At 70.6% G+C, this 26,864-nt stretch carries 23 protein-coding genes; 7 read left to right on the top strand and 16 right to left on the bottom strand.

What is annotated here, in order from left to right:
• Positions 1-25 precede the first annotated feature (25 nt).
• The 11 genes from AC6H2I_RS25115 to AC6H2I_RS25165 form a co-directional block, all read right to left on the bottom strand.
• Positions 26-922 (bottom strand): polysaccharide lyase family 20 protein, encoded by an 897-nt coding sequence (locus AC6H2I_RS25115; protein ID WP_497503500.1) that lies wholly within the window; start codon positions 920-922, stop codon positions 26-28.
• Between the two features lie 121 nt (positions 923-1,043).
• Positions 1,044-1,451: a VanZ family protein gene (locus AC6H2I_RS25120; RefSeq protein ID WP_497503501.1), complete on the bottom strand. Its 408-nt coding sequence runs from the start codon at positions 1,449-1,451 to the stop codon at positions 1,044-1,046.
• Complete coding sequence (locus AC6H2I_RS25125; protein ID WP_497503502.1) at positions 1,448-1,657, bottom strand: hypothetical protein; 210 nt, start codon at positions 1,655-1,657, stop codon at positions 1,448-1,450. Before AC6H2I_RS25125 ends, AC6H2I_RS25120 begins: the two co-directional genes overlap by 4 nt.
• Before the next feature lie 21 nt (positions 1,658-1,678).
• Positions 1,679-3,262 (bottom strand): FAD-dependent oxidoreductase, encoded by a 1,584-nt coding sequence (locus tag AC6H2I_RS25130; protein ID WP_497503503.1) that lies wholly within the window; start codon positions 3,260-3,262, stop codon positions 1,679-1,681.
• Positions 3,259-3,732: a hypothetical protein gene (locus AC6H2I_RS25135; protein ID WP_497503504.1), complete on the bottom strand. Its 474-nt coding sequence runs from the start codon at positions 3,730-3,732 to the stop codon at positions 3,259-3,261. Before AC6H2I_RS25135 ends, AC6H2I_RS25130 begins: the two co-directional genes overlap by 4 nt.
• A gap of 5 nt (positions 3,733-3,737) precedes the next feature.
• Positions 3,738-4,136, bottom strand: a complete 399-nt coding sequence (locus AC6H2I_RS25140) for a c-type cytochrome (protein ID WP_497503505.1) — start codon at positions 4,134-4,136, stop codon at positions 3,738-3,740.
• A 199-nt stretch (positions 4,137-4,335) separates the two neighbouring features.
• Positions 4,336-5,754 carry a hypothetical protein gene (locus tag AC6H2I_RS25145; RefSeq protein ID WP_497503506.1) on the bottom strand — a complete coding sequence of 473 codons (1,419 nt, stop codon included), beginning with the start codon at positions 5,752-5,754 and terminating at the stop codon, positions 4,336-4,338.
• A gap of 14 nt (positions 5,755-5,768) precedes the next feature.
• Positions 5,769-6,851 carry a glycosyltransferase family 2 protein gene (locus AC6H2I_RS25150; RefSeq protein ID WP_497503507.1) on the bottom strand — a complete coding sequence of 361 codons (1,083 nt, stop codon included), beginning with the start codon at positions 6,849-6,851 and terminating at the stop codon, positions 5,769-5,771.
• A 94-nt stretch (positions 6,852-6,945) separates the two neighbouring features.
• Positions 6,946-9,207, bottom strand: coding sequence for a GumC family protein (locus AC6H2I_RS25155; protein WP_497503508.1), 2,262 nt, complete (start codon positions 9,205-9,207; stop codon positions 6,946-6,948).
• A 181-nt stretch (positions 9,208-9,388) separates the two neighbouring features.
• Positions 9,389-10,924 carry a lipopolysaccharide biosynthesis protein gene (locus tag AC6H2I_RS25160; protein WP_497503509.1) on the bottom strand — a complete coding sequence of 512 codons (1,536 nt, stop codon included), beginning with the start codon at positions 10,922-10,924 and terminating at the stop codon, positions 9,389-9,391.
• Positions 10,925-10,984: 60 nt separating this feature from the next.
• Positions 10,985-12,052, bottom strand: coding sequence for a nitroreductase family protein (locus tag AC6H2I_RS25165; RefSeq protein WP_497503510.1), 1,068 nt, complete (start codon positions 12,050-12,052; stop codon positions 10,985-10,987).
• A 422-nt stretch (positions 12,053-12,474) separates the two neighbouring features.
• On the opposite strand from AC6H2I_RS25165, the gene AC6H2I_RS25170 reads away from it, so the two are divergent.
• The 4 genes from AC6H2I_RS25170 to AC6H2I_RS25185 all read left to right on the top strand — a co-directional run bounded on the left by AC6H2I_RS25170 (position 12,475) and on the right by AC6H2I_RS25185 (position 17,283).
• On the top strand, positions 12,475-13,764 hold the full coding sequence (locus AC6H2I_RS25170) for a polysaccharide pyruvyl transferase family protein (RefSeq protein WP_497503511.1): 1,290 nt from the start codon (positions 12,475-12,477) through the stop codon (positions 13,762-13,764).
• Between the two features lie 297 nt (positions 13,765-14,061).
• Positions 14,062-15,198: a non-hydrolyzing UDP-N-acetylglucosamine 2-epimerase gene (wecB, locus tag AC6H2I_RS25175; RefSeq protein ID WP_497503512.1), complete on the top strand. Its 1,137-nt coding sequence runs from the start codon at positions 14,062-14,064 to the stop codon at positions 15,196-15,198.
• Positions 15,182-16,432, top strand: coding sequence for a UDP-N-acetyl-D-mannosamine dehydrogenase (gene wecC / locus AC6H2I_RS25180; RefSeq protein WP_497503513.1), 1,251 nt, complete (start codon positions 15,182-15,184; stop codon positions 16,430-16,432). The genes wecB and wecC overlap by 17 nt, the downstream gene beginning before the upstream one ends.
• Positions 16,433-16,461: 29 nt before the next feature.
• Complete coding sequence (locus tag AC6H2I_RS25185) at positions 16,462-17,283, top strand: WecB/TagA/CpsF family glycosyltransferase (RefSeq protein ID WP_497503514.1); 822 nt, start codon at positions 16,462-16,464, stop codon at positions 17,281-17,283.
• A 6-nt stretch (positions 17,284-17,289) separates the two neighbouring features.
• Here AC6H2I_RS25185 and AC6H2I_RS25190 read toward each other — a convergent pair whose 3' ends face one another.
• The 4 genes from AC6H2I_RS25190 to AC6H2I_RS25205 all read right to left on the bottom strand — a co-directional run bounded on the left by AC6H2I_RS25190 (position 17,290) and on the right by AC6H2I_RS25205 (position 19,713).
• Positions 17,290-18,282, bottom strand: a complete 993-nt coding sequence (locus tag AC6H2I_RS25190) for a CBASS cGAMP-activated phospholipase (RefSeq protein WP_497503515.1) — start codon at positions 18,280-18,282, stop codon at positions 17,290-17,292.
• Positions 18,279-18,734, bottom strand: a complete 456-nt coding sequence (locus AC6H2I_RS25195; protein ID WP_497503516.1) for a PIN domain-containing protein — start codon at positions 18,732-18,734, stop codon at positions 18,279-18,281. The genes AC6H2I_RS25190 and AC6H2I_RS25195 overlap by 4 nt, the downstream gene beginning before the upstream one ends.
• A gap of 26 nt (positions 18,735-18,760) precedes the next feature.
• Complete coding sequence (locus AC6H2I_RS25200) at positions 18,761-19,237, bottom strand: HigA family addiction module antitoxin (RefSeq protein WP_497503517.1); 477 nt, start codon at positions 19,235-19,237, stop codon at positions 18,761-18,763.
• 101 nt (positions 19,238-19,338) lie between these two features.
• Positions 19,339-19,713, bottom strand: a complete 375-nt coding sequence (locus AC6H2I_RS25205) for a type II toxin-antitoxin system RelE/ParE family toxin (RefSeq protein ID WP_497503518.1) — start codon at positions 19,711-19,713, stop codon at positions 19,339-19,341.
• Positions 19,714-19,804: 91 nt separating this feature from the next.
• Here AC6H2I_RS25205 and AC6H2I_RS25210 point away from each other — a divergent pair, with 91 nt between their 5' ends.
• The 3 genes from AC6H2I_RS25210 (at position 19,805) to AC6H2I_RS25220 (ending at position 24,798) form a co-directional block, all read left to right on the top strand.
• Complete coding sequence (locus tag AC6H2I_RS25210) at positions 19,805-20,983, top strand: hypothetical protein (RefSeq protein WP_497503519.1); 1,179 nt, start codon at positions 19,805-19,807, stop codon at positions 20,981-20,983.
• Between the two features lie 70 nt (positions 20,984-21,053).
• Positions 21,054-23,417, top strand: coding sequence for a hypothetical protein (locus AC6H2I_RS25215; protein WP_497503520.1), 2,364 nt, complete (start codon positions 21,054-21,056; stop codon positions 23,415-23,417).
• Between the two features lie 13 nt (positions 23,418-23,430).
• Positions 23,431-24,798, top strand: coding sequence for a hypothetical protein (locus tag AC6H2I_RS25220; RefSeq protein ID WP_497503521.1), 1,368 nt, complete (start codon positions 23,431-23,433; stop codon positions 24,796-24,798).
• A gap of 188 nt (positions 24,799-24,986) precedes the next feature.
• Here the strand turns inward: AC6H2I_RS25220 and AC6H2I_RS25225 are convergent, their stop codons facing one another.
• Entirely contained in the window at positions 24,987-26,675 is a 1,689-nt protein-coding gene (locus AC6H2I_RS25225) for a DUF4347 domain-containing protein (protein WP_497503522.1), read from the bottom strand.
• Positions 26,676-26,864 lie beyond the last annotated feature (189 nt).

A 26,864-nucleotide genomic window follows, 5' to 3' on the forward strand; every position in this document is an offset into this window, starting at 1 on the left:
CGGCCGGCCGGTCCGCAGGGAAGCGTCACGCCGGGCCGGGCTCCTCCGCCGTCTCCGCCACGCCCTCCAGCCCGCCGGGACCGTGCCCCACGCGCAGGCCATCCACGTAGAGGGTGCGCCGCGCCGGCCCGGTGCTGGCCGGCCGCTTCCAATCGTACTTGTACAGGCCGAACTTGAGGTAGGGGCCGGCCGGGTCGTTGAAGCTGTTGGCGCCGGCCAGGTCGGCGACCAGCCGGCCGTCGCGGTAGAGCCGCAGGAAGCCCTCGCCGTCGTGGTTCCAGCGGACGTTCCACACCCAGTCGGTCCACCGCCCGACGGCGCCGTCGATGGGGCCGAGGTCGACCTGCTCGGACCGGTCGTAACGCGTCTCGCCGCTGCCGATGGTGTAGCGGCTGGCGTCGGCACGGACGATCAGGTTGAAGTGCGCGGCGCCGCCGCGCGGCACCACCTGCAGCGCCACCGGGGGGTTGCGCCAGGGCTCCCCGGGATCGGGGACGGAGTGGAACTGCATCAGCACGGTGTCGCTGCTGTCCGGCTCCAGCCAGTCCGTCGGCATGAAGACCCGCAGGCCGTACCAGTACTCCTGCCCGGTGCGGGCGAACATGCCGTCCTCGAAGGCCGGCGCCGGCAGGGCCACGGGCTGCAATTCGGTGCGGTAGGGGTATGCGCTGGCGTAGTGGTCGAGGACGAGGCGGGCCGCCGGCCGGCCGTCGATCTCGACCACGCTGGCCGGGTTGCCGGAGGTCTTGAAGCCCAGGGCCTTCAGGGGCGCGTCCAGGGCGAAGCCGGTGGCGAACAGGGCACCCCCCCGCCCCGCGGAGGATGCGTCCTGGGCCGCCACCTCCGCGCATTCGACGAGGATTCCCAGGACCGGCAGCGTGGCCAGCATGGCCTTGCGCAGGGCTTTGCGACGATCGCTCATGGTGCGGGCTCCCACTTTCGATGCGGCGACAAGGGATGCCCCTTATCCTAGGAACGGCGACGCCGGGGCGGCAGACGGGCAACCCGGCGACCCCCATTGCGCCGCACCACGCCCGAGGGGGTCACCCCCGAAAGCGGCGCGCCACCACGCGGGGATGGTTCAGGGTCCAGCGCGCCAGCGCCGCCCCGGCGGCGACGCCCAGCAGGCTGGCGGCGGCGTCGGCCAGCGAGGGGGAGCGGCCGGGAACCAGCGCCTGGACGCCCTCGATGCCCACCGCCATCAGGGCGAGTGCGCCCCAGCCGGCCAGCGCCTGGCGCCGCCCCCTGGCGGCGACGGTGACGCCGAGGCCCAGGGCGGCGAAGGCGCCGGCGTGGAACAGCTTGTCGACGCCGTGGCCCGACGGCGGCGCCAGCTGGGGCAGCACCGCCCCCGCCACGACCAGGGCGAACAGGGGCACCAGGGCGCGCCGTGCGCCGCGGCGCACGGCGCGGCGTGCGGTCGTCGGTGCCGCGGCGGCGGCGGCCGTCACCGGCGCCCCAGCAGCACGGACAGCGCCGCCGCCAGCCCCGTCACCCCCCACAGCAGCGCCCCCGGCCCAGCCCACAGCGCGAAGAACACGGCGGCCGAGGCGGCGGCCAGGGCCAGCAGCAGGGCGCGCCCGGCCGGCGAGCGCAGGGCCAGCGCCGCCGCCGGGGGGAAGAACAGGCTCGCCGCGGCGAGCAACGCACGGTGCATGGGTCGTCTCCCGTTGTCCGGTCACGCCTTGGCCAGCCCGCCCGGGCGCTTCAGGTGGTCGGCCAGGCGCAGGGTCAGCGCGATCAGCATCATGGTCGGCCCGGAATAGCCGGCGGTGGGGAAGACCGAGCTGCCGGCGACGTAGAGGTTCTCCAGCCCGTGCACCTTGAGGTCGCCGTCGACGACGCCGTCCTCGGGCCGCGCGCTCATGCGCGTCGTGCCGATGTGGTGGAAGTGGCCGTGGACGCCGCGCTCCACCAGCTCCGGGGTGATCGGCTCGAGCTGGAAGCGTCCCATGCCCAGCGCGCTGACCTCGGCCGCCACCAGCTCCGCCCCTTCGTGGAAGGTGCGGTAGTCCAGCTCGTTGAGGCGCCAGTCGAGGTGGGCCGGCCGGCTGCCCAGGGCGTCGCGCCGGTCGGCCAGCACGACGCGGCTGTCGCGGTTGGGCGCCTGCTCGATGCGGTGCTCCAGCACGTAGTAGGGGGCGTCGCCCCGGGGCGGGCGGAGCTTGCCGGCGATGGCGTCGACCGCGCCCGGCAGGTTGCCCAGCACATCGGCCAGATCCTCCAGGAGCACCGGGTCGAACGGCTCCCAGAAGGCGTCCTTGATGCGGCCCATGGCGGCGCGCACCCCCTCGTTCTCCTCCGGCGGCATGAACCGGCAATAGTATTGGAGGATGCCGCGCTCGCGCATCGCCTCGGCGGTCAGGCTGATGTTGGCGTTGACGTCGATGCCGGCCATGTAGCCGGCGTCGTAGATCGCCGGGAAACGCCCGGGCGCGGGGATGAAAACGCCGGCGGCGACCTGGGCGTGCTCCATGAAATAGCGGCCGACGTGGTCGTGGGCGTTGCCGACCCCGGTCGGCATGACGTCGGTGGAGTCCAGCAGCAACCGGGCGTTCTCGATGGCGTGGCAGGCCAGCACGACGGTGCCGGCGCGCACCGTGGCGGTGGCGCCGCCCAGGGTGCGCACGGTGAGGCGCTCGACCCGGGTGCCGTCGGCAGAGAGGCCGACGTTGGTGACGTTGGCGTGCAGCACCACGTCGAGGTTGGCCTGGGCCTCCAGCGCCTCGCGGTAGAGGGTGCGAAACCGCAGCTTGTGGCTGATCTGGAAGACCTTGGTCATCAGCCGTGCGCTGTGCCGCTCCATCAGCGCGCCGTCCGGCAGACCGCGGGCGCGCAGCTGGGTGGCCGGCTCCCAGCCCTCCGGCTCCAGGTCGAGCGTGGCGGCGGCCCGCTCGATGTGGGGCATCATCGCCTCGAGGCTGAGCGGCCAGGCCGGCACCCCCAGCTCCGGCCGGCCCTCGTGGTCGATGGGGTCGTTGGGCCGGCAATAGCCGCCCCAATGGTTGGTGGTGCCGCCGAGATAGCGCAGCCGGCAGGCGGTCAGGTCGTAGTAGGGAAGCCCGAGGTTGGCGCCGCGGTAGAGGCCCTGGGTCTGGCCGTCGATGTCGAGGCCGCCGCTTTCCAGCAGCAGCACCCGCACCGGCGTGCCGGCGAGCTGCATGGCCAGCGTCATGCCGGCGGCACCGGCGCCGACGATGCAGACGTCGGCCTCCAGGGTGTCGGGCAGGCCGTCGGTGAGCGCGTCGCGGAAGCGGGTCATGCGATGGGAACCTCGGCGGCGGGGTGGTCGGGGCGGCGGGCGGCGGGGTCGCGGTGGGGCCGGCGCACGGCCTCCGGCCAGCGCTCGGCGGCGGCGAGGCAGAGCGCGCTTTCCAGCTCCGACAGGCGCAGCCCGTCGATGCGCACGGCTCGGCCGGCCAGGAAGTCCTCGGCGATGGCCAGGCGCACGGTCTCCGCCGGGTTGCCCAGGCGCCCGGCCGGCAGGGCGGCGAGACGGCGTTCCTGGCGGTCCATCAGCGCGTCCGCCGCGGCGTCGCCGAGGCGCGCGCGCAGCCAGGCGCCGAAGGAGGCGAAGGCGCCGCCGCCGCCCAGCGCCGCGGCGGTGGCCGGCAGGCGGGCGCCGATGGCAAGCGCCACCTGCGGGCGCAGGCCGCACAGCACGATGCCGGCCGCCGCCCCCGCCAGGGAGACCAGCAGACGCCGGCGCGTCGGAGAGAGCGGTTCGGTCACGCGGGTCACTCCCGGCTGAGGATGTACTGGACGAGGGCGTCGGCCTCCTCGGCCGCATAGCCCTGGATGGCCATGTTGGTGCCCGGCAGGAACGCCTCGGGGTCCTCCAGGAACCGCTTCAGACGCGGCGCGTCCCAGGCGAAGGGGGCCTGGGCGACCGCCTCGGAATAGGGATAGTCGCGGGCCTCCCCGGCGTCGCGGCCGACGATGCCCACGAGGTGGGGGCCGACGCCGTTGCGGCGCTTGCGGATGTCGTGGCAGGCGGCGCAGGACTGGAACAGGCTGCGCCCCTTCTCGACCTGCGCCGGGTCGAGCGCCACCTCCGGCTCGCCCGCGCAGCCCGCGGCGGCCAGCAGCGCGGCGCCCGCCAGGGCGCGGAGAAGCCACGGCGACGAATTCGGCATGGGAAGCGGTCCTCGGGGGTTGACGGTCCGGAACCGGCGCGGAAGGCGCGCCGGGCACCCTCCGTTTTTGGGGACGGGGGGAGGGGCCGGCAACGGAGCGGAATGGGGGCGGGCGGGTGCGGGCGGGGTACGACCGGGGAGGCGCGGCCGGGACCTGCCGGCCGGGACGGTGCCGGCCCGGCGGATCAGGCCGGGCGGATCAGGCCACCGCCATCCCCGGCAGCGGTGCCGCGGCGGTCGCCTCGTAGCGGGCGCGGCTGCGGTAGTACCAGGTGAGATAGAAGGCCCAGGCGCCGAAATGGATCGAGGTGTTCATGGTGAAGGCGTTGAGCTGCACCGGCACGCACATCCAGCCCAGGAAATAGGCCCCCAGCAGGGCCGGCCGCCACGCCTCCTGGGCCGGCAGGCGGCGCGCCGTGCGCAGGCCGTGGAAGATCACCATGCCGGTCAGCAGCACCGCCAGGGCCCCGCCCAGCACGCCGAACTGCATGAAGGCGCCGTAGAGGCCGAGGTCGGTGATGTTCACGGACATGCCGATGCTCTCGGCCAGCACGTTGTTGCGCGTCGCCGTCGCCGACATCATGCCGAAGCCCAGGCCGTAGGTCTCGCGGAAGTAGTCGGCGTAATGGTCGAAGGTGTGGAAGCGCACCGCGACGTTCAGCTCGCGCGATTCCAGCAGGTCGGAGCGGAACAGCATCTCGATGTATTCGTACATCAACAGCGGCACGATCATGGCGCCGATGAACAGCACGGTGGCGCGCACCAGGAAGGACTTGACCTCGAAGCTGCGGCGGTCGACCGCCAGCAGGACGATCATGCCGACGCCGGTGGCCAGCATGCCCTGGCGGCTCTGCACCACCGCCTCCTGCAGGCCCAGGCAGCCGAGCAGCGCCGCCCCGGCGGCGATCTTGCCGGCCAGCGGCACGTGGGGGGCCAGCAGCAGCGCGAACATGGCCAGCGAGGCCAGGAAGAACTCGTACTTCATGATGACGATGCGGGACACGTCGAGGCCGAAGATCGAGCGGCGCGCGTACCACGACAACGCGTCCCACAGGCCGAAGCGGTAGAGGGTCATCAGGAACGCCGCGATCAGCCCGCCGGCGATCAGCCCCCACAGAACCTCGCGGTCGTTGAAGCGCAGCGCCATCAGGATGTAGACCTGAAGGATCGGCATGTAGACGTAGTGCGCCGGCAGCCAGTCCTTCAGCGGCTTGGGGTAGAAGATCGTGTTGGCGAACAGCGACACCAGCAGCATCACCCCGACCAGGACCAGCGGCCACAGGGCGAAGGGGTGGCGGAACAGCTCGCCGCGGTGGATCAGCAACGCCAGGCTGGCGATGCCGCCGACGGTCACCAGGGCCGCCCCGCCCTGACGGAACAGCACGTCGTCGATCCCCCACACCACCGCGAACAGCTCGGCGTAGTAGAGCGACATCACGGTGACCAGCGCGACCCGCCACCAGGACAGCCCCGGCCGGTCGAACGCCCGCGGCGCGGCCCCGGCGCCCGGGCCGCCACGGGGGCCGCCACGGGGGCCGCCACGGGGGCCGCCACGGGGGCCGCCACGGGGGCCGCCGACGGGGCCGCCGACGGGGGTGGCGTAGGGTGTCGGCTCCATCACGCTCCCTCCTGTCAGGCGGCCGAGGTTTCCGGATGCGGGCTGAGCGGCCGCACGTGGTAGCGCACGGTGGCGCTCGGCGGCGCGATCACCCCCACCAGCACGAGCCAGGGCGCGAACAGCCGCGTGCCCACCCACTCGGGCCCCTTGCCGGCGCGGGCGCTGCGCACGGCGTCGACGGTGAGCAGCAGCGCCGCCGCCGCCGCCAGCAGCGGCACGCCGCCCAGCAGCGCCACCAGGATCGCCGCCTGCAGGCCGCCGCCCAGGAACACGCCGCGCTCGCGCTTCACCATTTCCATCAGGCCGGGCGGGTTGCCCAGGTGCTTGCGCAGCACGCTGCCGAGGTTGCGCGGCCGCAGGTCGCGGTAGAAGTCGAGGCGGCGCTGCGGCGAAAAATAGTAGTGGGTGAGGTGCAGCGCCATGGTCTCGGGAACCCGCAGCAGCCGCGCGTGGCGGCTGAGGCGCATGGCGAAGTCCCAGTCCTCGCAGATCTTCTGCCGCTCGTCGTAGCGCAGGCTGGCGCGCCGGGCGTCCGGCCCCAGCAGCAGGGCGCCGCCGCTGAGGTGGACCAGCCCCGGCCCGTCCGGGGCGTGGCGCCAGATCTCCTCGCCGTCGGGGCGGTTGTCGGCGTCGAAGCGCTGCTCGCGCAGCGCCCCGACCACCGCCTCGGCCTCGCCGGCCCGGATGCGCGCCACGCCGTCGGCGATGAACGCCGGGTTCAGCACCATGTCGCCGTCCAGCATCATCAGATAGCCCGGCGGCGCGTTCGCCAGCACCACGTTGCGGGCGACCGCGGCGTTGGCCTGGCCCTCGATGCGGTGCACCTCGGTGTCGCGACGGGTCGCGGCGAAGGCGGTCATGGTGCCGGTGGTGCCGTCATCGGACGCGCTGTCCACCAGCACCATGTGCAAGGAACCGGCGAACGCCCCCTCGGGCGGCAGCGAGCGCAGGCAATCCTCCAGGAACGGCAGCCCGTTGCGGGCGATGATGCCGATGGTCAGCCGCTGGCCCGCCGGGATGCACCCGGCGACGGCCGACCAGCGGCCCTGGGGTCGGGCGTCGCGCACGCCGTGCATGGGGTCGGTCATCGCGTCCATGATGTCTCCTGCTCGGATGGTCCGGGCTCCGTCCCGGCCGCATCCGCCGCCACCCCTCGGGCGCGGCGGCGGGCGGGTCCGGGCATCCGGACGCTCAGCTCGTGTAGTAACGGTAGGACGAGCGCTGCGAGGTCGCCGCGTCGCCGTAGCCGTAGAGGGCGTGCCGCTTCGATTCGACCTGCGACAGCACGACGCCGGTGACCCGCGCCCCCGCGTCGTGGAGTTGCTCCAGCGCGTAGCGGGCGACCCGCGGCGCGGTCTTGCGCCAGCGCACCACGAACATGCAATGGTCGACCACCATGGCCAGCGCCCGGGCATCGGACACCGGCACCACCGGCGGCGTGTCGATCAGGATCAGGTCGTAGTGCTGCTGCACCGTCGCCAGCATCGAGGTCAGCACGTTGGGCCGCAGGATGTACGGGGTCTGCCCCATCTCCTTCAGCATGGCCGAGAGGCGGACGGCGGAGACCACGTGGGCGCCCGACGCGCTGTCCTCCTGCACCACCGGGGCCAGGGGGTTGTCGTCGGGCAGGGCGTGGCTGCGCGGGTCGACGAGGTGGCTGGCGCCGATCAGCTGCTCCACGTTGGGGCGCCGCAGGTCGGCGTCGATCACCAGCACCCGCTGCCCCTGGGCGGCCACCTGGCGGGCCAGCGACACGGTCAGGGTCGACTTGCCCTCCCGCGGGACCGAGGAGGTCACCATCACCGCCTTGCCGTCGCCGGTGCGCTGCTGCTCGATCTGCAAGGTGGTGTAGAGGCTGCGCAGGGCCTCGGCGTAGGCCGACACCGGCTTGTCGACGATGTAGCGGGCCCGCGACGACGCCGATCCCAGCAGGCCCGGCACCTTCGGCACCAGGCCGAGCGGCACCGCGTTGAGGGCGGAGCGGACCTCCTCGGTGCTCATGACACCGTTCTCCAGAAGCTCGGTCATCACCACCATGACCAGCCAGACGGCGATCGTCACCACCAGCACGCCGCCGGCCAGCAGCTTGCGGTTGGGGCCGGACGGGCTGGAGGGAACGGCGGCCTTGGACAGCACCCAGGCGTCGGGCTGCTCCACCGCCAGGCGCTCCTGGGCGTTGAGCTGCTCGAGGTACTGGTTGAGCAGCGCGGCGTTGGCCTCGGCCTCGCGCTGCATGCCGCGCATCTCGACCTCGGCGTTCTTCATCTGCCCCAGCTCGCCCTCGAGCTGGTCGAGGGACTCCTGCAGGGTGGCGGCGCGGCGCCCGGCCACCTGGGCGTCGCTGCGCGCCGCCGACACGGCGTTGGAGGCCTCCGACTGGATGCGCCCGGCCAGCGACGACACCTCGGCCCGGCTGTTGACCACCGACGGGTGCTGGTCGCCGTAGTTGCCGCGCAGCTCGGCCAGGCGCTGGCGCGCCGCGGTGTCGCGTTCCATCAGGCCGGCGGTGCTGGCGGTGCCCAGCATCTCCAGCACGGCGCGGGGACCGCGGTCGCGCATGGCGCTCTCGATCTCGCGCAGCCGCGCCGCCGCCGTCTCGTAGTCGGCGCGGGCGGAGATCAGTTCGGTCGAGACGTTGGAGATCTGCTCGGCGACCAGGGACGCGGTGCGCGCCTCGACGATGCCCTTGCCGGCCCGGTACTCCTCGATGCGGTGCTCCAGATCGGCGATGTGGGTGCGCAGTTCGTCGACCCGCTCGCGCAGCCAGGCGGTGGCCAGCTCCTTGGCCTCCAGCTTCGATTCGAGCTGCTGGGTCAGATAGAGGTTGGACATCTCGTTCACCACGCGCGCCGCCACCACCGGGCTCTCGGAGCGGAACTGGATGGTCAGCACGCGGGATTCGCGCAGCGGCGCCACCATCAGCCGTTCCTGGAAGCGGGGCAGCACCTCGGCCTCGATGATGTCGCCCGGCACCTCGGGCGCCGGCGCCTCCAGGGGCGCGTAGCCGAACCAGCCCAGCACCGGCGAGGCAACGTCGCGCCAGCCCGGCAGGGCCGGCAGGTCGAAGGGCAGCACCCCCGTCTCCTCCACCGGGATCAGCGGGTTGAACTCCGGTCGCTCGGCCAGCCCGACGTTGGCGACGGCGCGCCGCGCCAGACGGTCGGAGGTGAGGATCTGCATCTCCGTCTGCAGGGTCTGGACGTCGGTCATGACGTTCTGGGCGGTCTCGACCGGCCTCACCACCAGGGTGCCCTGGGCGGTGTAATGGGTCTTCAGCCCGGCGATCATGGCGATCGCCGGGACCAGGATGAACAGGATCGGGATGATCGCCAGCCACAGGCGGCGGCGCAGGATCAGCAGCAACTCGTGCACCGTGATGGTGCGCGCACCGTCCCACAGCCAGGGCTCCTGGCTCTCGCCGATGGACGCGGTGCGTCGTGACACGTGGTTCATGGTCCAGATCCCGTCCGGTGAGGATTGTCTTGGGCGACGGTGCGGCGCAGCGGATGAGCGCTCTCCCGACAATGGCGGCCGCGCCCCGCCATTCCGAGCGCGCCGACGGCTACTCGCTCTTTGGCGGCAGGGCACCCCGTCCGAAGTATTCCAACGGGGGCGGCGGGGTGTGGCGGCACGGTCACGTCGGGCGGTGGCGCCGCCCGATCATGCGCTGCAACGCCTCCCGCTCGACCAGGGTGAACGGCCACAGGAGCAGCGCCATCAGGCCGAACAGCAGCACCGGCAGGGCGGCGGTGGCGATCTCCGCCATCCCCGGTCCGGCGCCGAGGCCGGGCAGCGCCAGCAGCGTCACCGCCAGCGTCACGCCGGCCGCGGCGAACAACCGGCTGAAGGCGCGCAGGTCGAAGCGGTAGGGATAGCCGCGGCGGTAGAGGGCGGCGATGATGACGATGTGGGACAGCACCTCGCCCACCAGCAGCGCCACCACCAGGCCCTCGGCGCCGAAGCCGGCGGCCACCAGGCCGAAGGCCAGCGGCAGGGCGACGACGCTGGCCAGCGAGCCGCGGGTGGTCAGCTCCGGGCAGCCGAGGATGTTGGTGACCAGGGACAGCGCCACGCGGTGGCTCTGGGCCACCAGGAACAGGGCGAACCCCACGGCGACGCCCCAGGCGTCGCCGAACTTGCCGCCGGAGATCAGCTCCAGGATGGTGTCGCCGTAGGCGATGGTCAGGATCACCACCGGCAGCAGCACGATCAGGTTGGCCTTGTAGAGGAACTGCACCCGCTCCAGCAGGCGGTCGAAGCGGCTGTCCATGCTGTAGGCGGCGACGATGGAGGGCCGGGCCACGGTGAACAGCAGGGAGATCGGCAGGTAGCGCCGGATCTGCTCGGCGAAGGTGCGGCAGAAGCCGAAGCCGGCGACCGCCGCCGGGCTCAGCATGGCGGTGCCGATCAGCATCAGGGTGTTGGCGCTGGCCAGGCTGGAGATGAGCTGGGCGGCGTAGTTGTGCCCGGCCACCGCGAACACCTCGCGCAGCGGCGGGGTGGTCCAGCCCTCGGCCGCCGGGTCGTCGCCGAGGTGACGCAGCGCGTACACGGCGAGCTGCACCAGGGCCAGGGCCAGTGACACGCCCGACGCGACGAGGTCGGCGGTCACCACCTCGGCCAGGGTCAGCCCGTCGCCCATGGTGAGGAAGACGAGGCCGGCGAACAGCGCGCCGCGCACCGCCGCGTTGACCTGGGACTGGCCCTGCAGCAGCAGCGGCTCGAAGATCTCGCCGCGCATGGAGCGCACCAGGCCCTCCATGACGATCACCAGCAGGTACATCTCCAGCACGTCGACGTACTGGGGAATGCCCAGCCACTCCGCCTCCAGCCCGAGCAGGGCGTAGCCGACCAGCGCCAGCAGCGCCAGCGACACCGCCCGGCCGCCCAGCAGGGCCAGCACCAGCCGCCCGAGCTGCCGGCCGCCGGCGTGGATGCGGAACTCCGGCAGGTACTTGGCGCTGACCCAGTCGAGACCGAGGCTGCTGTAGGTGATGGTCAGGCTGAGCGCCGACAGCAGCAGGGCGTAGACGCCGAACTCCGCCACCCCCAGGCCGCGGGCCGCCAGCACCATGGCGGCGAGCGTCAGCCCGGCCGACACGAAGCGTCCGCAGACCAGGGAGACGAAGCCCCGCCGCACCGCCTTCAACGAATAGAACTCCGCGCGCACCGCACCCTCGCGTTGGCCGTTGATCCGAAACCGTCGATCCGAAACCGTCCGCCGCCGCCGTCAATGGGCGACCAGCACCTCGTCGAGCGGCTTGCGGTGGGAATGGGCGACCTCCAGCCGCTCGGGCAGGTGGCCGACCGCGATCATCATGATGACCACCTCGCTGTCGGGGATGCCGGCGGCGGCGCGCATGGCGCGGTCGGTCTCCTTGACCACGCTCCAGTTCAGCATGCAGGTGCCGAGGCCGAGCGCGTGGAGGGCGTAGACCAGCGACATGGCGAACAGCCCGCCGTCGATCCAGCACTGGAACCGCTCACCCACGCTGGTGAAGTGCTGCAGGTCGGCGGTGACCACCAGGATCCTGGAGGCGCGGTCGCCGAAGCCGCGGTTGCCGTTCTGGAAGCTCAGCACCCGCTGCTTCTGGGCGGGATCGGAGAAGGCGTGGACCTTCCAGGACTGGCGGTTGCACACCGAGGGCGTGCGCTGGGCCATGCGGACGGCCCGCGCCAGGGTCTCCGTCGGCACCTCCTCGCCGGAGAACTGGCGCACGCTGTGGCGGGTGGCGAAAAAGGCTTCGGGGTCGGCCGGGGCGGCGGCGGCGACGGCGGCGCGCGCCACCGCGACGGTGCCGCCGCACGCCCCCTCGCCGGCCATCCGGCCGCCGCCGAAGCGGTCCAGGGCGGCGTCCAGTTCCGGGAAGCTCAGGCCATGGCCGAGGCTGAAGGCGCGGTAGGCGGCGAGCGTGTCGATCCCCGCCCGCGCCGTGCCGTCGACGCCGTGGCCGGCGACGTAGCGGTCGAGCTGGGCGATCAGCAGGCGCACCGCATCCTGGCCGAAGCCGGGCCGCGGCTCGGCCAGGGCCAGGCCCTTCTCCAGGCGGTGGTAGTTGAGGGTGACCAGGGCGGCGAGCTGGGTCTTGGAGAGCTCCTCGCGGCCGGCCGACGACCAGCGGAGATAGCGGCCGAGGTCGTAGAGCCCGTTGCCGGCCAGCGCCAGCACGGTGCGCGTGCGCCGGTGCGTCTCGACGAGGCGCCGCATCGCCCCGGACGGCAGCACCCGGGCGAGGACGGCGCGCTTGCGGGACAGGGGCGGCGACAGAGCGGTGACGGTGGCGGCGGTCTGCGACATGGGCTCCTCGGACGCTGCGGGCGGTGGTGCGGGCGGTGGTGCGGGCGGTGGTGCGGGCGGTGGTGCGGGTGGCGGTGTGATGGTGTGGTGGCGGTGCGGTCGCGCAGCGCCGGGCGCGGCGGGCGGTGCCGTTTCGGCTGTGCGCGTCACGGCCTTGAGGATGGGGATTTCCGCTGCCGGCCGTCGGGCGGCTTCGGTGGTAGGGGGGCGGTCAACGGCGTTAGCGGCGGCTACCCGATCGGCGCGGCACCGGCCGGACAGCGGCGCGAACGTTCGGAGGACCCATCCCCCGAAAGAGTGCCCCCTGCCCCGTTCCGGCGGCCGCGCGGCCCAACGGGCGATGCTGCTTCCGGGCGCTTCGCCGGGGCGGGGGCGGGCCATTACCTTTGGCCCCGACCCACCACGAGCCGGGAGGACGACGGGTGACCGCCCCCACGCCGCTTCGCATCTACCTCACGGGCCACCGCACCTTCGCCAACCATGGCTGCGAGGCGCTGGTGCGCGCCGCCGTGGCGATGTTCCGCGACACCTTCGGCCGGGTGGAGGTGCTGGTGCCCTCCGACGATCCGGCTCAGGACGCCCGCTACTGGCCCGACGCCGCCGCCGCCGGGGTGCGCTTCGTGCCCGCCGTGGATCCCCCCGGTCTCTACCGGTGGTGGAACCGCGCCGCCCGGGTGGCGCCGGGCTGGAACCGCCTGCCCTGGCCGCCCATGCCGCTGGCCGATGCGGCGCGGCGGGCGCTGGCCGAGGCCGACCTGGTGATCTCCACCGGCGGCGACAACTACACCCTCGACTACGGCCCCGTGTCCCTCTACGGCCAGGCCGGGCTGGACGGCGCGGCCATGGACCGCGGCATCCCCACCGTGCTGTGGGGCGCCTCGGTCGGCCCGTTCGACCGCACGCCGGGTGCCGCCGACGCCATGGCCCGCCACCTCAACCGCTTCGACGCCGTGGTCGTGCGCGAGACGGTGAGCCTGGAGTACCTGCAGGGGCTGGGCGTGCGCGACCGCCTGTCGCTGTCGGTCGACCCGGCCTTCCTGATGACGCCGGAGCCGGTGGCCACCGCCGAATTCTGGCCGGCCGAGGGCGGCGCCGGCACGGTCGCCCTGAACCTCAGCCCGATCATCCGGCGCTACCACGAGGCCCGCCATCCCGGCGTGCCGATCGAGGACGATGTCGGCGCCTTCGTCCACGACCTCGTCGACAAGGGGCACGGCGTGCTGCTGGTGCCGCACGTGGTCAGCCCCGACGGCCGCAACCCGGCCAAATGCGACCACGCCTTCCTGGCGAAGCTGCTGGCCCACACCGGCCCCCGCGGCGGCCGCATCACCCTGGCGCCGCGCACCTTGAACGCGCCCCAGCTCAAGCATGTGCTGGCGCGCTGCCGCTTCATGATGGGGGGGCGCACCCACGCCACCATCGGCGCGCTGTCCAGCGGCGTCCCCACCATCTCCATCGCCTATTCGGTGAAGGCCAAGGGGATCAACCGCGACCTGTTCGGCGACGAGCGCTACGTGCTCGACGGGGCGGCGCTGGACCGCGCCAGCCTGCACACGGCCTTCGCCCGCCTGGTCGACGACGAGGCGACGGTGCGCCGCACCCTGGCGGCGCGCAAGCCCCACTGGCCGGAGGCGCTCCACGGCGCGTTGCAGCGGGTGCGCGCCGTGGTGGAGCGGCGCCGCGGCACGATGGTGGCCGTGGCGGCGGAGTAGACGGCGTCCCCCCGCACCGGTGCCGCCGCGCACGGGGGGCCGACCACGGGTGACCGGACACGGCACGACGGCGCGGATGCGCCCGCGCCGTCGTGCCGGCGCGCCCTCCCAGAAGACCAATACGCGCACCACCTTCGAATAGGCCCGGCATCTCCAAAGAAACATTGCGACATTGGCGCAAAAAGCCAACTACGGTCGTGTCGTCATCGGATAGATTTCTTTGGACAATCCTGACAGTTCGCACAGCGTCACCGACGATACGCGGGCAACAGCCGCCACAACCGGTGGAGAATTTGGATGAAAGTGCTGATCGTCTTCGGCACCCGGCCGGAGGCCATCAAGATGGCCCCCCTCCTCAAGCGGATCGAACGCGAGCCGGGGCTGGAGCCGCGGGTCTGCGTGACCGCCCAGCACCGTCAGATGCTCGACCAGGTGCTGACCCTGTTCGACATCACGCCCGACTACGACCTGGACGTCATGCGCGACGGGCAGGGCCTGGCCTACGTCACCTCGGCCGTGCTGAACGGTCTGACCGAGGTGATCCAGGACTGCCAGCCCGACCGGATTCTGGTGCAGGGCGACACCACCACCACCATGGCGGCGGCGCTTGCCGCCTTCTACGCCCGGGTGCCGGTCGGCCACGTCGAGGCGGGGCTGCGCACCGGCAACCTGATGTCGCCCTGGCCGGAGGAGCTGAACCGCAAGCTGGCGAGCTGCATGGCCGACGTCCATTTCGCCCCGACCACCGTGTCGCGCGACAACCTGCTGCGCGAGGGCGTCCGGCCGGAGGCGGTGGAGGTCACCGGCAACACGGTGATCGACGCCCTGCTCTACGCCGTGTCGATGATCGACGGCGACGACGCGTTGCGCGCCGAGCTGGACGCCCGCTTTCCCTTCCTCAACGAGGCGGAGGCCCAGGGCCGGCGCATCGTGCTGACCACCGGGCACCGTCGCGAGAACTTCGACGGCGGGCTGGAGCAGGTCTTCACCGCGCTGTCCTGGCTGGCCGAGCGGCCGGACGTCTCGGTGGTCTTCCCGGTCCACCTGAACCCCAACGTCCAGAAGGCGGCGCAGCAGGTCCTCAAGGGGCGGGGGAACGTCCACCTGATCCCGCCCCAGGAGTACCTGCCCTTCGTCTACCTGATGAAGCGCGCCCACCTGATCGTCACCGACAGCGGCGGCGTGCAGGAGGAGGCGCCGTCGCTGGGCAAGCCGGTCCTGGTCACCCGCGACACCACCGAACGGCCCGAGGCGGTGACCGCCGGCACCGTCGAGCTGATCGGCCCCAAGGCCGACGCGGTCGTCAGCCACGCCACCCGGCTGCTGGACGACGCCGAGGCCTACCGGCGCATGAGCCGTGCCCACAATCCCTATGGCGACGGTCGCGCGTGCGACCGCATCGTTGCGAGGTTGCTCCATGAAATCCGTCAATAAGGTTTGCGTCGTCGGCCTCGGCTACATCGGCCTGCCGACCGCCGCCGTGTTCGCCGACCGTGGCGTCGAGGTCGTCGGTGTCGACGTCAACGAGAGCGTCGTGGAGAGCATCAACGCCGGCGAGCCCCACATCGTCGAGCCCAACCTGGGCGCCCTGCTGCGCCGGGTGGTCGAGGCCGGCAAGCTGCGCGCCGCCACCGAGGTGGCCCCGGCCGACGCCTTCATCATCGCCGTGCCCACCCCGTTCCAGACCGTGGAGGGGCGGCACTGGCCCGACCTCACCTACGTCGAGAAGGCCTCGCGCGCCGTCGCCAAGGTGCTGAAGGCGGGCGACCTGGTGATCCTGGAATCGACCTCGCCGGTCGGCACCACCGAGCGCATGTGCACCTGGATGATGGAGGAGCGGCCCGACCTCTCCTTCCCCACCCACAAGGGCGAGATGTCGGACATCCGGGTCGCCCACTGCCCGGAGCGCGTGCTGCCCGGCAAGATCCTGGACGAGGTGGTGAACAACGCCCGGGTGATCGGCGGCATCACCCGCAAATGCGCCCAGCAGGCGCTCCAGCTCTACAAGATCATCTGCGAGGGCGAGTGCCGGCCGACCACGGCGCGCACGGCGGAGCTGGCGAAGCTGACGGAGAACGCCTACCGCGACGTCAACATCGCCTTCGCCAACGAGCTCTCGGTGATCTGCGACCGCCTGAAGATCAACGTGTGGGAGCTGATCAAGATGGCCAACCTGCACCCGCGGGTGAACATCCTGCGCCCCGGCCCGGGCGTGGGCGGCCACTGCATCGCCGTCGACCCCTGGTTCATCGTCGACAGCGCCCCCGACGAGACCCGCCTGATCCAGGCGGCCCGCAAGGTGAACGACGACAAGCCCGACTTCGTCTGCGCCAAGGTGGCCGAGCGCGCGCGCCTGCTGAAGGAGCCGGTCATCGCCTGTCTCGGCCTGTCCTACAAGAAGGACGTCGACGACCTGCGCGAGAGCCCGGCGGTGCACATCGTGGAGTGCCTGGCCAGGGAGAAGGTCGGCCGGCTGCTGGTGGTCGAGCCGCACATCTCCAAGCTGCCGCCCCACCTGGCGGCGCTCGGCCTGGAGCTGACCGACTTCGACGCGGCCCTGGAGCAGGCCAGCCTGGTGGTGCTGCTGGTCGACCACATGAGCTTCACCTACGTCGACCGCGACCTCTTGAAGGACAAGTTCGTCATCGACACCGTCGGCGTCTGGTGACGCCGGCCCTGGGGAGGGAGGAGACGGCCATGAGCGACCCGACCGCCTGCCGCGCGCTGCTGGAGCGCTTCGGCGTGCCGCAGCGGCGCATCACCTTCATGGGGGTGCCGATGGACCCCCTGGACATGGACGAGACGGTGCGCCTGATCGACGCCGCCATGGCCGAGGGCGTCTGCCTGAAGCACGTGGTGGTCAACGTCTCCAAGCTGGTCACCATGCGGTCCGACCCGGCGCTGCACGCCGACGTGGTGGAGAGCGACCTCATCAACATCGACGGCATGGGCGTCGTCTGGGGGGCCCGCCTGGCGGGCCGCCCCGTCCCCAGCCGGGTCGCCGGCATCGACCTGATGGACCGCGTGCTGGCGCTGTGCGCCACCCGCGGCTACCGCCCCTTCATCCTGGGCGCCCGGCAGGAGGTGCTGGACCGTGCCGTCGTCAACATCGAGGCGAAGCACCCGACCCTGGAGTTCGCCGGGGTGCGCAACGGCTATTTCAGGCGGGAGGACGAGCCCGGCATCGTCGAGCAGATCCGCGCCTCCGGCGCCGATTGCCTGTTCGTGGCCATCTCCAGCCCCACCAAGGAGCGGTTCACCCAGGAATACCGCGACCGCCTGGGGGTGAAGTTCCTGATGGGCGTCGGCGGCTCGGTCGACGTGATGGCCGGGTTGACCCGCCGGGCGCCCCGGTGGATGCAGCGCACCGGCATGGAGTGGCTCTACCGCGTCCTGCAGGAGCCGCGGCGGATGTGGAAGCGCTACCTCGTCACCAACAGCCTCTACGCCGGTCTGCTGGCCCGCGAGATCCTGCGGCCGCGCCGCCCCCTGCCACCGCCCCCCTCCCCCGCGGAGTAGGGGCGGTCACGCCCCGACGCTGGCGAGGCGGCGATGGTGCACCATCGCCCGCCACAGGTCCGGCCGCTCCGAGCGCGCGACCAGGCACGCCTCGTCGGCGAGCACACGCAGCGTGCGCAGCGTGCCGCCATCCGCCGCGTCGAGGGGGATGCGCGGCGCGCCGCGGGCGTCGATGCGCATCCATCGGCCGGGCAGCAGCAGGCGCGCCTGGTCGAGCGCCAGCGTCTCCTGGGCGCTGAGCGTAAGGTCGAACACCCGGTGGCGCAGCAGCCAGTCCAGACGGCCCGGCGCGCCCATCTCTCCCACCGTGCCGAGAGGCCGCCAGGCCGCCGTGCCGACGCTGATCATGTGGAGGGTGTCGAGGCCGGTGCCGAACCGCCGCATGGCCTCGGTGAGTGCCACCAGGTCGGGGGCGTTGGCGCTCAGGCCCCCATCCACATACCATCGGTTCTCCACCCGATGCGGTGGAAAGTACCCGGGAGCCGCCGAGGTCGCCAACGCCGCATCAAGCAGTGTCATGCCCTGCCGAGGCTGGCTCTCCCCGCGATAGGAGGCGATCACCCGGGTGCAGCGGGCGGTTTCGTCCACGGTCGTGACGAGCGCATCCATGGGCAAAGAGCCGATGTCCGCGGTCGCATGCGGGCCCAACACCGCGGCGATGGCATCGCGCAACCCGCTCTGCCCGTATCGCGACACGAGCCATCCCATGCCCGGAAAGCGCCGCCGGCGAAACACGGTCGGCGCATGGGCCTCGATGACGGTGCGCAGGTCGCGCGCCGGGATGCCGGCGGCGAGGCCGATCGCCAGAATGCCGCCGATCGACGTGCCGGCGATGAAGTCGAACTGGTCCCGGCACAGGGTTCCGGTCTGCTCTTCGATGCGCTCGAGCACCCGGGCCGTGAAGAGGCCGCGCACGCCCCCTCCGGACAGCGCCAGCACCCAGGTCGGCCGCGACCGGACCGGGAGGGGTTCGCTGTCCAGGAGCAAACGTCCCATCATCCGCTCTCGGCCGGATCGACGACGTCCAGCTCGTAGTGGCGACGCACCGCGTCCTGGTATGGGCTGCGGGGGGCGACCAAGGTCAACCCGTTCGCCATGGCGGTCGCGACCACCAGTCGGTCGTCTTCGCCCAGATCGACGAGGACGCCGCCCTCTTCGGTCTTGAGATCCATGTTGCGCAGCTTTGCCCACACATCCACGACCCGCTGCTCCACAGGGATGATGCGCCCGGATTCCGAAAACTCATGGCGCGCCCGCGACAGGGCGTTCTGCCACGTGTCCCGGCGGGCGCCGTCCGTGATCCGCTGGATTTCCCCATCGATCATCCCGAACGAGATGACGCTGACGAAGGCACGGCCACGGCGCCCCCCGTCCGCCAGCCACCGTCGTGTCGGGGTGTCCGAATTCCCGGCATAGGCAAGGAGGGCCAAGGTGCCGAGGAGATAGCCCATCACTTTCCCCCGCCGTCGAAGTGTCGTTAAAGCGGCAACCGTCCCCCGCGTCGGCCGGTCCGCAGCGTCGGCGGGTCATCCGGCGATGCGGCAGGACCGGAGCCGTCGACGGTGGTGCCGCCCGTCCTCCCCTCCTCCAAGACGGCCGGTGCGCCGATCTTCGCCAGCTCGTACGCCGATTGGAGATTCAACAAGAACAGGGGCGCCACGCCCAGGGCGCGACCAATCTTGGTTGCGGTGTCCGCCGTCAGCTTTCGCTTGCCGTTGATGATCTCGCTCACGGCCTGCACCGCCAGCCCCGCTTGGACCGCCAGGTCCTTCTGATTCATGCCGAGGGGCTTGAGGAACTCCTCCCGGAGGTAGATCCCCGGCAGCAGGGGCCAGGCAAGCGCTTCTTCCTGGTCGTTCTCCTCCCGGCGCGGTTCCCGCGCCTCCGATTCGATGGGCTCGCCATTGCCGCTTGGTTCCGGCGTTCTGGCGATGCGTTCCGGCGTCGGTGCCATGGTTCTCTCTGTCCTTCACAGTCAACGATGTGCCACCCAGCGACACGATAGTCCTTGGCCCGTCGGATTTCACCGAGCCACGGCCACCTGAACCGCCACCGTCACTCGAAACACGACTTCTTGTAGTGATCGGTGACGTCCACGTCGTACGCCCCGTCCTCCTCCCAGCGGAACACGATGCGATAGCGATCGTTCAGGCGGATGCTGTGGTATCCCGCATAGGGTTCGCACCGCAGCTTTTCCAGGTGGTTGCCCGGAGGGGAGCGGAGGCTTTGCAGGTCGGTGGCGGCCTGCAATCCGGCCAGTTTCAGCACGATCTTGTTCCGCATCACGGCAGGCACGCGCGGCGGACAGCATGTGGGATCATGAAGAAAGCGCTCCAGCGCCCTGTGGCGATAGGATCGTATTTTCCCCCTGAACGCGCCCATCCCCGCCCGACCTTGCCTGATCACGCCGCGCATGATATCGTCGCGCATGACAATTGCAAGGGGAATGACTGCGCCCCATACTCCTCCTTTCGTTATCGATCGTGCCGTTGCCGCGCCAACACAGTGGTGCCTTCCAGACATGACGATGGGTTCCGGCTACCAAACTCCGAAAAATGCATCCATAATATCCGGGATCGCCCCGGATGCCGCGCGCATAAGTGCATATGCAGCGGGCGACACGTCGTTTCCGTGCGGAGTGGGACCGGAGATGGATGCACCCGGCAGCTGGCCGTTGAGCAGTGAACCGGAACACTGGGACGCGCAAACCATTGATGCCTACGTCCACGCCGCACGGGCGGGCATGCTGGCGACGCTGGTGGAGAGGGCCAAGACTCGCTGGTACGACTGCCCGGGAAGCCGGGACCGTCTCGCCCGGAATCACGTGATCGCCGTCACCAAGTGGCGGGCAAGCGATGGCTACGGGCCATTGTCCGCAATCGCGACCGTCTTGACCCATGTCGGCTCGGAAGAAGCGGTGCGCCCCCTGCTCGGGCTGCTGCTGCGTGACGCGCCGGCGCGAAGCACGTGTGAGGACGCGCAGTACGACGCGGAGGTCGCCAGCATCGTCGCCCGCTACCTGGACGAATGGTCAGGAGGGATTCTTCCGAAACTGGCGGACCTGGTGAACGCGTTCCTGACGCAAAACGTCCCGATCGGTCGCTGCTGCCAGGCCGGCCTGGTCACGTTGGCCGCCTACCTGGCGCGCATCGGCTACATTCATGGGGTGGTGACGACGCTGTTCGACACCGCGACCTGGAAGAACAACCAGGCCCTTGGCACGGCCATCCACCTCGCCGCCGCCGCCACGGAACTCGCCGCGTGTCTCGGCCTGGAGTTCTTTGCCGAAACCATGCACAGGCTCGACTATGGGGATCTGCCGCTGGACACCATCCGTCACGCCCCGGACGGTGGGTACACGCTGCCCAGCGAGGCCGTCGGGCAGATCGGCCCGGCCGACCGTTTCTTCATGTTCATGTTCATGCACGAGCGAGCGCCGCTCCGCGTGATCAAGAGTTGGCATATTGCCAGACCCTACGCCTTCCACGTGGCAACGCCGGATCATGTCGACCGTTACCGGCAGAACAAGGCCACCAGTTTCGCATCCTACCCGATGATCAACACCAACGTGATCGGGGGCCTCGTGGACGACCCGCCCTTCTTCCGGCGCCTCGAAGAAGCAAGACGGTTTGCAGAGAGTGAGCGCGTGGCTCCATCGCCCACCGACGCCTCCACCGCGCCTCCTCCCCCCTATCCCTGAACCCAACGCCGGATGCGCGAGCGGCGGTCACTTGATGAGGGCGATGATGGCCACAACCAGGGACGTGAAAATGGAAGGCGCTCGCAGGGTCCGTTCGGTTGAGCAGCCGCTGGCGCGCATGCAGGTCGGAATGGCCCTCATCGACTCGGACTTCCGCTGGCTCCAAGGGAAGAAGCGTATCACCTACGTTCTCGACTGCAATCTCCTGGAATTCTGCCTGTTCCCCGCCGATGAACATCGCCAGGTCGCGTTGTTCGATGGCGATGATGACTTTCACCGCCATTATGCCGAAGCCATCGCGTCGCGCCTCATCGACGAGCTGGACTCTGACGACGAGTCCGACAACGTCCGGCTGCGAATCTTGACTCCACACTACGACGAGTTCAAGCAACTTCCCAAGGACATCCTCGACGACCTCGCTGCCCTGGAGCGTCAGGCGTTGGAGCAGGCCGATCGACTTCAGCAACTTCCTCTGAACGTGCAGAATCGCTCCCCGGAAGACTTCACGGGCGAGGACCTGCGCACCCTCGTCGAGTGGCTGGAATCGCAGGCCGGCGCCCTGCTGCATGTTCTGCGGGGCGATTCCGCTGATTCGGCTCGCCTCTACGACCGGATTTTCAGCAATCTGCGCCGGGAAGCCGCCCCCCCGTCGGAACGCATGCTGGAGGGGCGGAGCACGTTCGAGGCGTGGCGTTCAGCGCTCGCCGCGTTCGCCACGATGCGTCACCCCGCCCAAGGGAATGCGTCGGTCATCAACCATGTCCGGGACGCCCGTGCGCTTCTCCAACTGGATATCGCGAACACGACCACCGCACCGAATCATCGCACCATCCTCGTCACGATGGACAGCGGCATCTGTTCCCTGGCCCATTTGGTCGCGGAGGCCGATAATGGCCGTTGGCGCAACATCCACGTCCGCGACGCACGTTTTCTTCCCTTCATGCCGCGCTTCTGCGGAGAGCGCTCGTCACGCAGCGACTCCGCACGCTTTGTCACCACCATGGCTGGCAACCTGAAGCGCGTGCTCGGCGTGGAGCCACACCGGCTCAGCACCCCGTGCGCGCTGTTATCCGCCTATCCCTTCCTGCAGATCGGGGACGAGGAGTCGAGAAAGACGATTGAAGAACAGTTGCATGTGTCATTTTTCCTGGACGGCTGCGAGGTGCCGCCCGCTCTGCGGAGGGAGACCGGTCGCGACGACGATTTCTTGCGGGACATGCTGGAGCAGGCGAAAATCCAGCTTCGCCGTGCCATCAATCTGGACATCGCGTCGCACACGCTCGACACCCGGCGCGACGCCCGGGCCAACCAGGCCGCGCTGCGCGTCCTGGAACTCATGAAGAGTGGCACCATCCGCAAATCGGTCACCGACGAAACGGCACGGGCGTTCAGCACCGCCGTCAACCTCGTCGGTTTCGTCGACGCCTTCTCCCTGGTCCACCGGACTCTGCTGAAAAGCCTCCAGGACCTGGACGACCGCCGCCGCAAAACCGGATTCCTCGCCGGGCGCATGCCCATGGCGCTGCGTGATCCGCAGGACGCGGACGTTCATTACCTCGAGGATCTTTCCGAGGCCCTCAATGGCCGTGACATCGGCGGCCTCCTGCGCATGGCGCAGCTCACCCCGTTCCAGGCCTGCCTGGCAACGGCGTATGTTCTGGGCCTGCACGGCTCATGGAGACAAGCCGAGGCCTATTGCCAGCAGGCCATTCACGTCGCCCAGGACGGCGACAACCGGACGGAAGCGCTTCTGTTCCACGCTCTCGCCAAGAGGATCAACGCCCGCACGCCGGCGGAATTCCGCCAGGCCCGAACCGCCCTCGCCGACGCACGGGCCGAGTACGAGGGTGCACGCGAGGCCAACGCCCCCGAAGACCTGCGCTTCGAATCCGAAGAAATCGCCCAATCGATTGTTTACCACAACGCCGCTCTTTTCCTGCGCGACGACCCCCAGTGGCGGGACGAACGGGGGACGGATTTCCCCCCGCTGGCCGATCTTTGGGACCGCCTGGTCGCGCTCCGGTCCGCGTTCGAGCGCACGCTCCCCCCCGAGCCGCCGGCGATCGCCGAACGTCTGGAAGCGCAGATTCACATCAACATCTGCTCCTGCTTCCTGTTGGAGGCTGTGTGGCAACACCCGGTCGGGACCGCCTCCGCACCCGGCGCCGAGGTCGTTTTTTCCAATGTTCTCAAAACATTGAAGGGGTCCGGCGTGCCCCTGGCGGCGCGTTCCTACATGTATCAGATCGTCTTCCTCACCGCGGCCTGGTGGCACGCCGACAGCGACGACGAGCGGTCGGCGCTGAGCCGGGACGCGGTCACGCTGATCGACCGCGCCGAAGCGGACCGCTGCCTCCAGCCTTACGAGGCGGCCAAATATGCCGACCTGAAGCGCATTCTCAACCCATTCAGGCCGCAGCGGACGTCTCTGTAGAAGGGGGGCCAGTGTGTTCTCATTGGAAGCGGGCAACTACATCTGGCGCGTCGCCACCGCGATCGCCGACGCGGAATCCGAGGCGGGCGCGGACGCCGCCCCGGATGCGAACGTCCGTATCGCCCCGGCCGCGCTCGTTCCCGGGATCGCATTCCGCGAGATCTGGCCATATGACAACGGCCGCTGGTCGCCCTTGCAACCGCTCTTTGGCGAAAGCACCGTTCCCCGCAAGCAAAGCCCGCGAACCGCACAATGGTTGCGCGACTGCCTCGCCCGGACCCTCGCTCCCAACACGGAGCGTGTCGAAATCATCTGCGTCGGCGACGGCAGCGGCGACGCGCAACTGGCCCGGCTTCTGGGGCACCTCCCGGAAGATGCGACGCCACGGGTGACCGTCAAGGCGTTCATCCGCAGGAGCGACCACTGGTATCCTCCACCCGACGAGGGTGAGGATCATCTGGACGGATGCCGCATACGGTATTTCGATTCCTGGCAAACACTGCAGGACGCGTGCCAGGCGGCCCTATCGGCACCTGGAATGGAAGCCCGGTTCCTGGTCTTCGATGTCGACCGCACCTTGATCCTGCCGCGCGGCTTGGCGGACGATGCGTTTGAGGAGGTCGGCCGCCGGGCCTTCCAGCGCTACGTCCGGCGATTCCGGCGGGTCGGGAGCCCGCTCGACGATGCCACCATCGACGCGGCGATGGCGCTGGCGGGGGAGTATTTCCATCCGTACACCGCCGTGGGCGAGCCCCACCACAAGGATGAGGACGCCCGCGTGTTCGCGGCCCTCGCGCTGCTGACCGGGCTCGTCACCCTGGAGGACTTTCTCGGCGACGCAGCGGATCAACGGACGTTCCGGGAGTGGGCCGGCGCCATTTCCGCCTGGTGCGACCTCGGAGGATGGAACCCCGTCCTGATCGACGGTGTGTGGGCATCGGGCGCCGACGAATGGGAGGTGCCTCTGCTTCAGGCGGAATTCGCGGACATCAGGATCCTGTTGCACGGCGGCGACTGCTGCGTCGCTCAGGGCTACCGGAGCGAGGAGGCCAGGGTGTTGCAGCAGCTTGCGGACGAGGGTCGTTGTCCGCTGAACGGGCATCTTTTGACGCTCATCCGGACCGCCGTCGCGCCGGTGTGGACCGCGGCGAACACGTCACACGATGATTCGAAGGACGTGAAAACGAACCGGCAGAACCGGGACCGCGCCATCGCCGATGCCTTGCGGTCCGGTGCGACCCTTCCCGTCGCCTACTCCGACAGACCCAGTGCCTCGGTCGGCCTGCGGCTGATGTCCTATCATCGTGCCCGCCCCGACCGGGCCCAGCGGTCACTGGTCGAAACCCCATTGCCGCTGATCTGGGAAACGGGCGCTCCGTGACGCACGGGTCCAACCGCACCGCCACAGCGGCAGCGGCAGACCGAAAAAACACCCCCGGCGAAGCGCCGGGGGTGAAGTTTGGTTCCGAACCCCGCCGCAGCCGGGCCGCGGAAGGGTGCGGCACAACCGGCGGAGTCAGGGGCATTGTACCCATGGCAGCGTTATGCGCAAGCGCGCATAACGCTGCCTCATCCGGTCGTGAACCAGTCGGCGGTGACGTCCGCCGCGCGGATGCCAGTCAGCGTCACAGTTCCGCCGTCGCCGAACGTCACCACCGCCCCGGTGGCGCCGTCCGCCACGGTCCAGGTCATGCCGGGATCGGTCTGCAAGCGGTCCCCGGCGACGGCGTTGAAATCGGTGACGGTGTCGGCCCCGCCCTCGGGCCCGAAGACGAAGGTGTCGGCGCCGTCGTTGCCCTCCAGGGTGTCGTTGCCGCGGTTGCCGGCCAGCGTGTCGTTGCCGGCGTTGCCGAACAGCAGGTCGTCGTCCTGGCCGCCGAACAGGGTGTCGGCGCCCTGGCCGCCGAAGACGGTGTCATTGCCGAGCTGGCCGTAGACCAGGTCGTTGCCGAGCTGGCCGTACAGCTCGTCCCCCGCCTGGCCGCCGAAGACCGAATCGGCATCCTGGCCACCGAAGATGGTGTCGACGCCCCAGTTGCCGTAGAGCTGGTCGTCGCCCTGGTTGCCGATGATGTAGTCGTGCTCCTCGCCGCCGAAGGCGGTGTCGGCGCCGCTGCCGCCGAAGATCGAGTCGCCGCCGCCATGGCCGACCAGCAGGTCGTCGCCCTCGCCGCCGAACAGCTTGTCGAAGCCGTGGTTGCCCAGCAGCGTGTCGTTGTCCCAGTGGCCGTAGAGGTCGTCGTCCTCGCTGCCGCCGTCGATCCAGTCGTTGCCGTGGCCGCCTTCCAGGGTGTCCTTGCCGACCGCACCCGACAGGGTGTCGTTGCCGCCATGGCCCCAGAAATAGCTGTTGCCGGTTTCACCCTCCAGCAGTGTGGTCTTGTCGACGAACAGGTCGCCGCCCTCGCTGCCCTCGATCAGGTTGATCCGCACCAGCGTGTCACCGGCGGCGAAGCCCTGGCTGTTGGCCGGGGTCTCCAGGTCCAGGACGATGCCCTGGGTGCCGGCCGACGCGTAGGTCACCCGGTCGAAGGCGGTGTAGTCGGAGCCGCCGGTCATGTAGTCGGCCCCGGCCCCGCCGTCCAGGGTGTCGGAGGTGTCGCCGCCGTCGAGGGTGTCGTCGCCGTCGCCGCCGTAGAGATAGTCGTTGCCCTGGTTGCCCGACAGCAGGTCGTTGCCGCCGCCGCCCAGGACGATGTCGTCGCCCGGCAGGGCGTCGATGGCGTCGTTGGCGTCGTCGCCGATCAGGGTGTCGTTGCCCGAGGACGGCGTCCCGGTGACGGCCAGCAGATGCGGCCAGGCCTCGTGGCCCGCGAACGGGGGGGCGGCGGTCACCGGCCCGGTCGCCCGGTCCAGCACCCAGCCTCCACCCTGCGCCGCGTCGCCGACCGGGCCCGACGCCGCGGCGACCGTCGCGCCGGTCGCCGCGGCCAGCCGGTTCAGGAACACCCGGCCGGCCTCGCCGTCGCCGACGCCGCAGGCGTGGACGTGGATCTCGGTGCCCGGTGCGGCGGGCCAGTGGCGGTCGGCCAGGGAGGCCGCGTCGATGGCGCCGGCGCCCAGGCGCAGGAGCCCGGGCTCGCCATGGGCCAGCAGGTGGACCGCCGCCGGCCGCCCGGCAAGCGCGCCGGCCAGCGCGGCGTGGCCATCGTCCCCGGCCGACACCAGGACGACCTCGACGCCGGGCCGCCGCCGCTCGACAAGATACGCCAGATCCTCTAGCGCGGAGTCCGCGATCAGAAGCTCACGCACTGCCATACCCCTCTTGCTCTTGTGTCACGCCGAGGCCCGGGCAGGCGTCGCGCCGGGTGGCATGCCCCCGCCGACGGACCCCGTAACCACACCACGGCTGGAAATCGTGGCCAGTGTGCCGCCCCAAGGGACCACAATAAACACGGAAGAGGAGGTATACCCCGGAAGCCGCCGCTGCCGATCCGAAGGGACCTT

The organism is Azospirillum sp. NS33 (assembly GCF_059703765.1).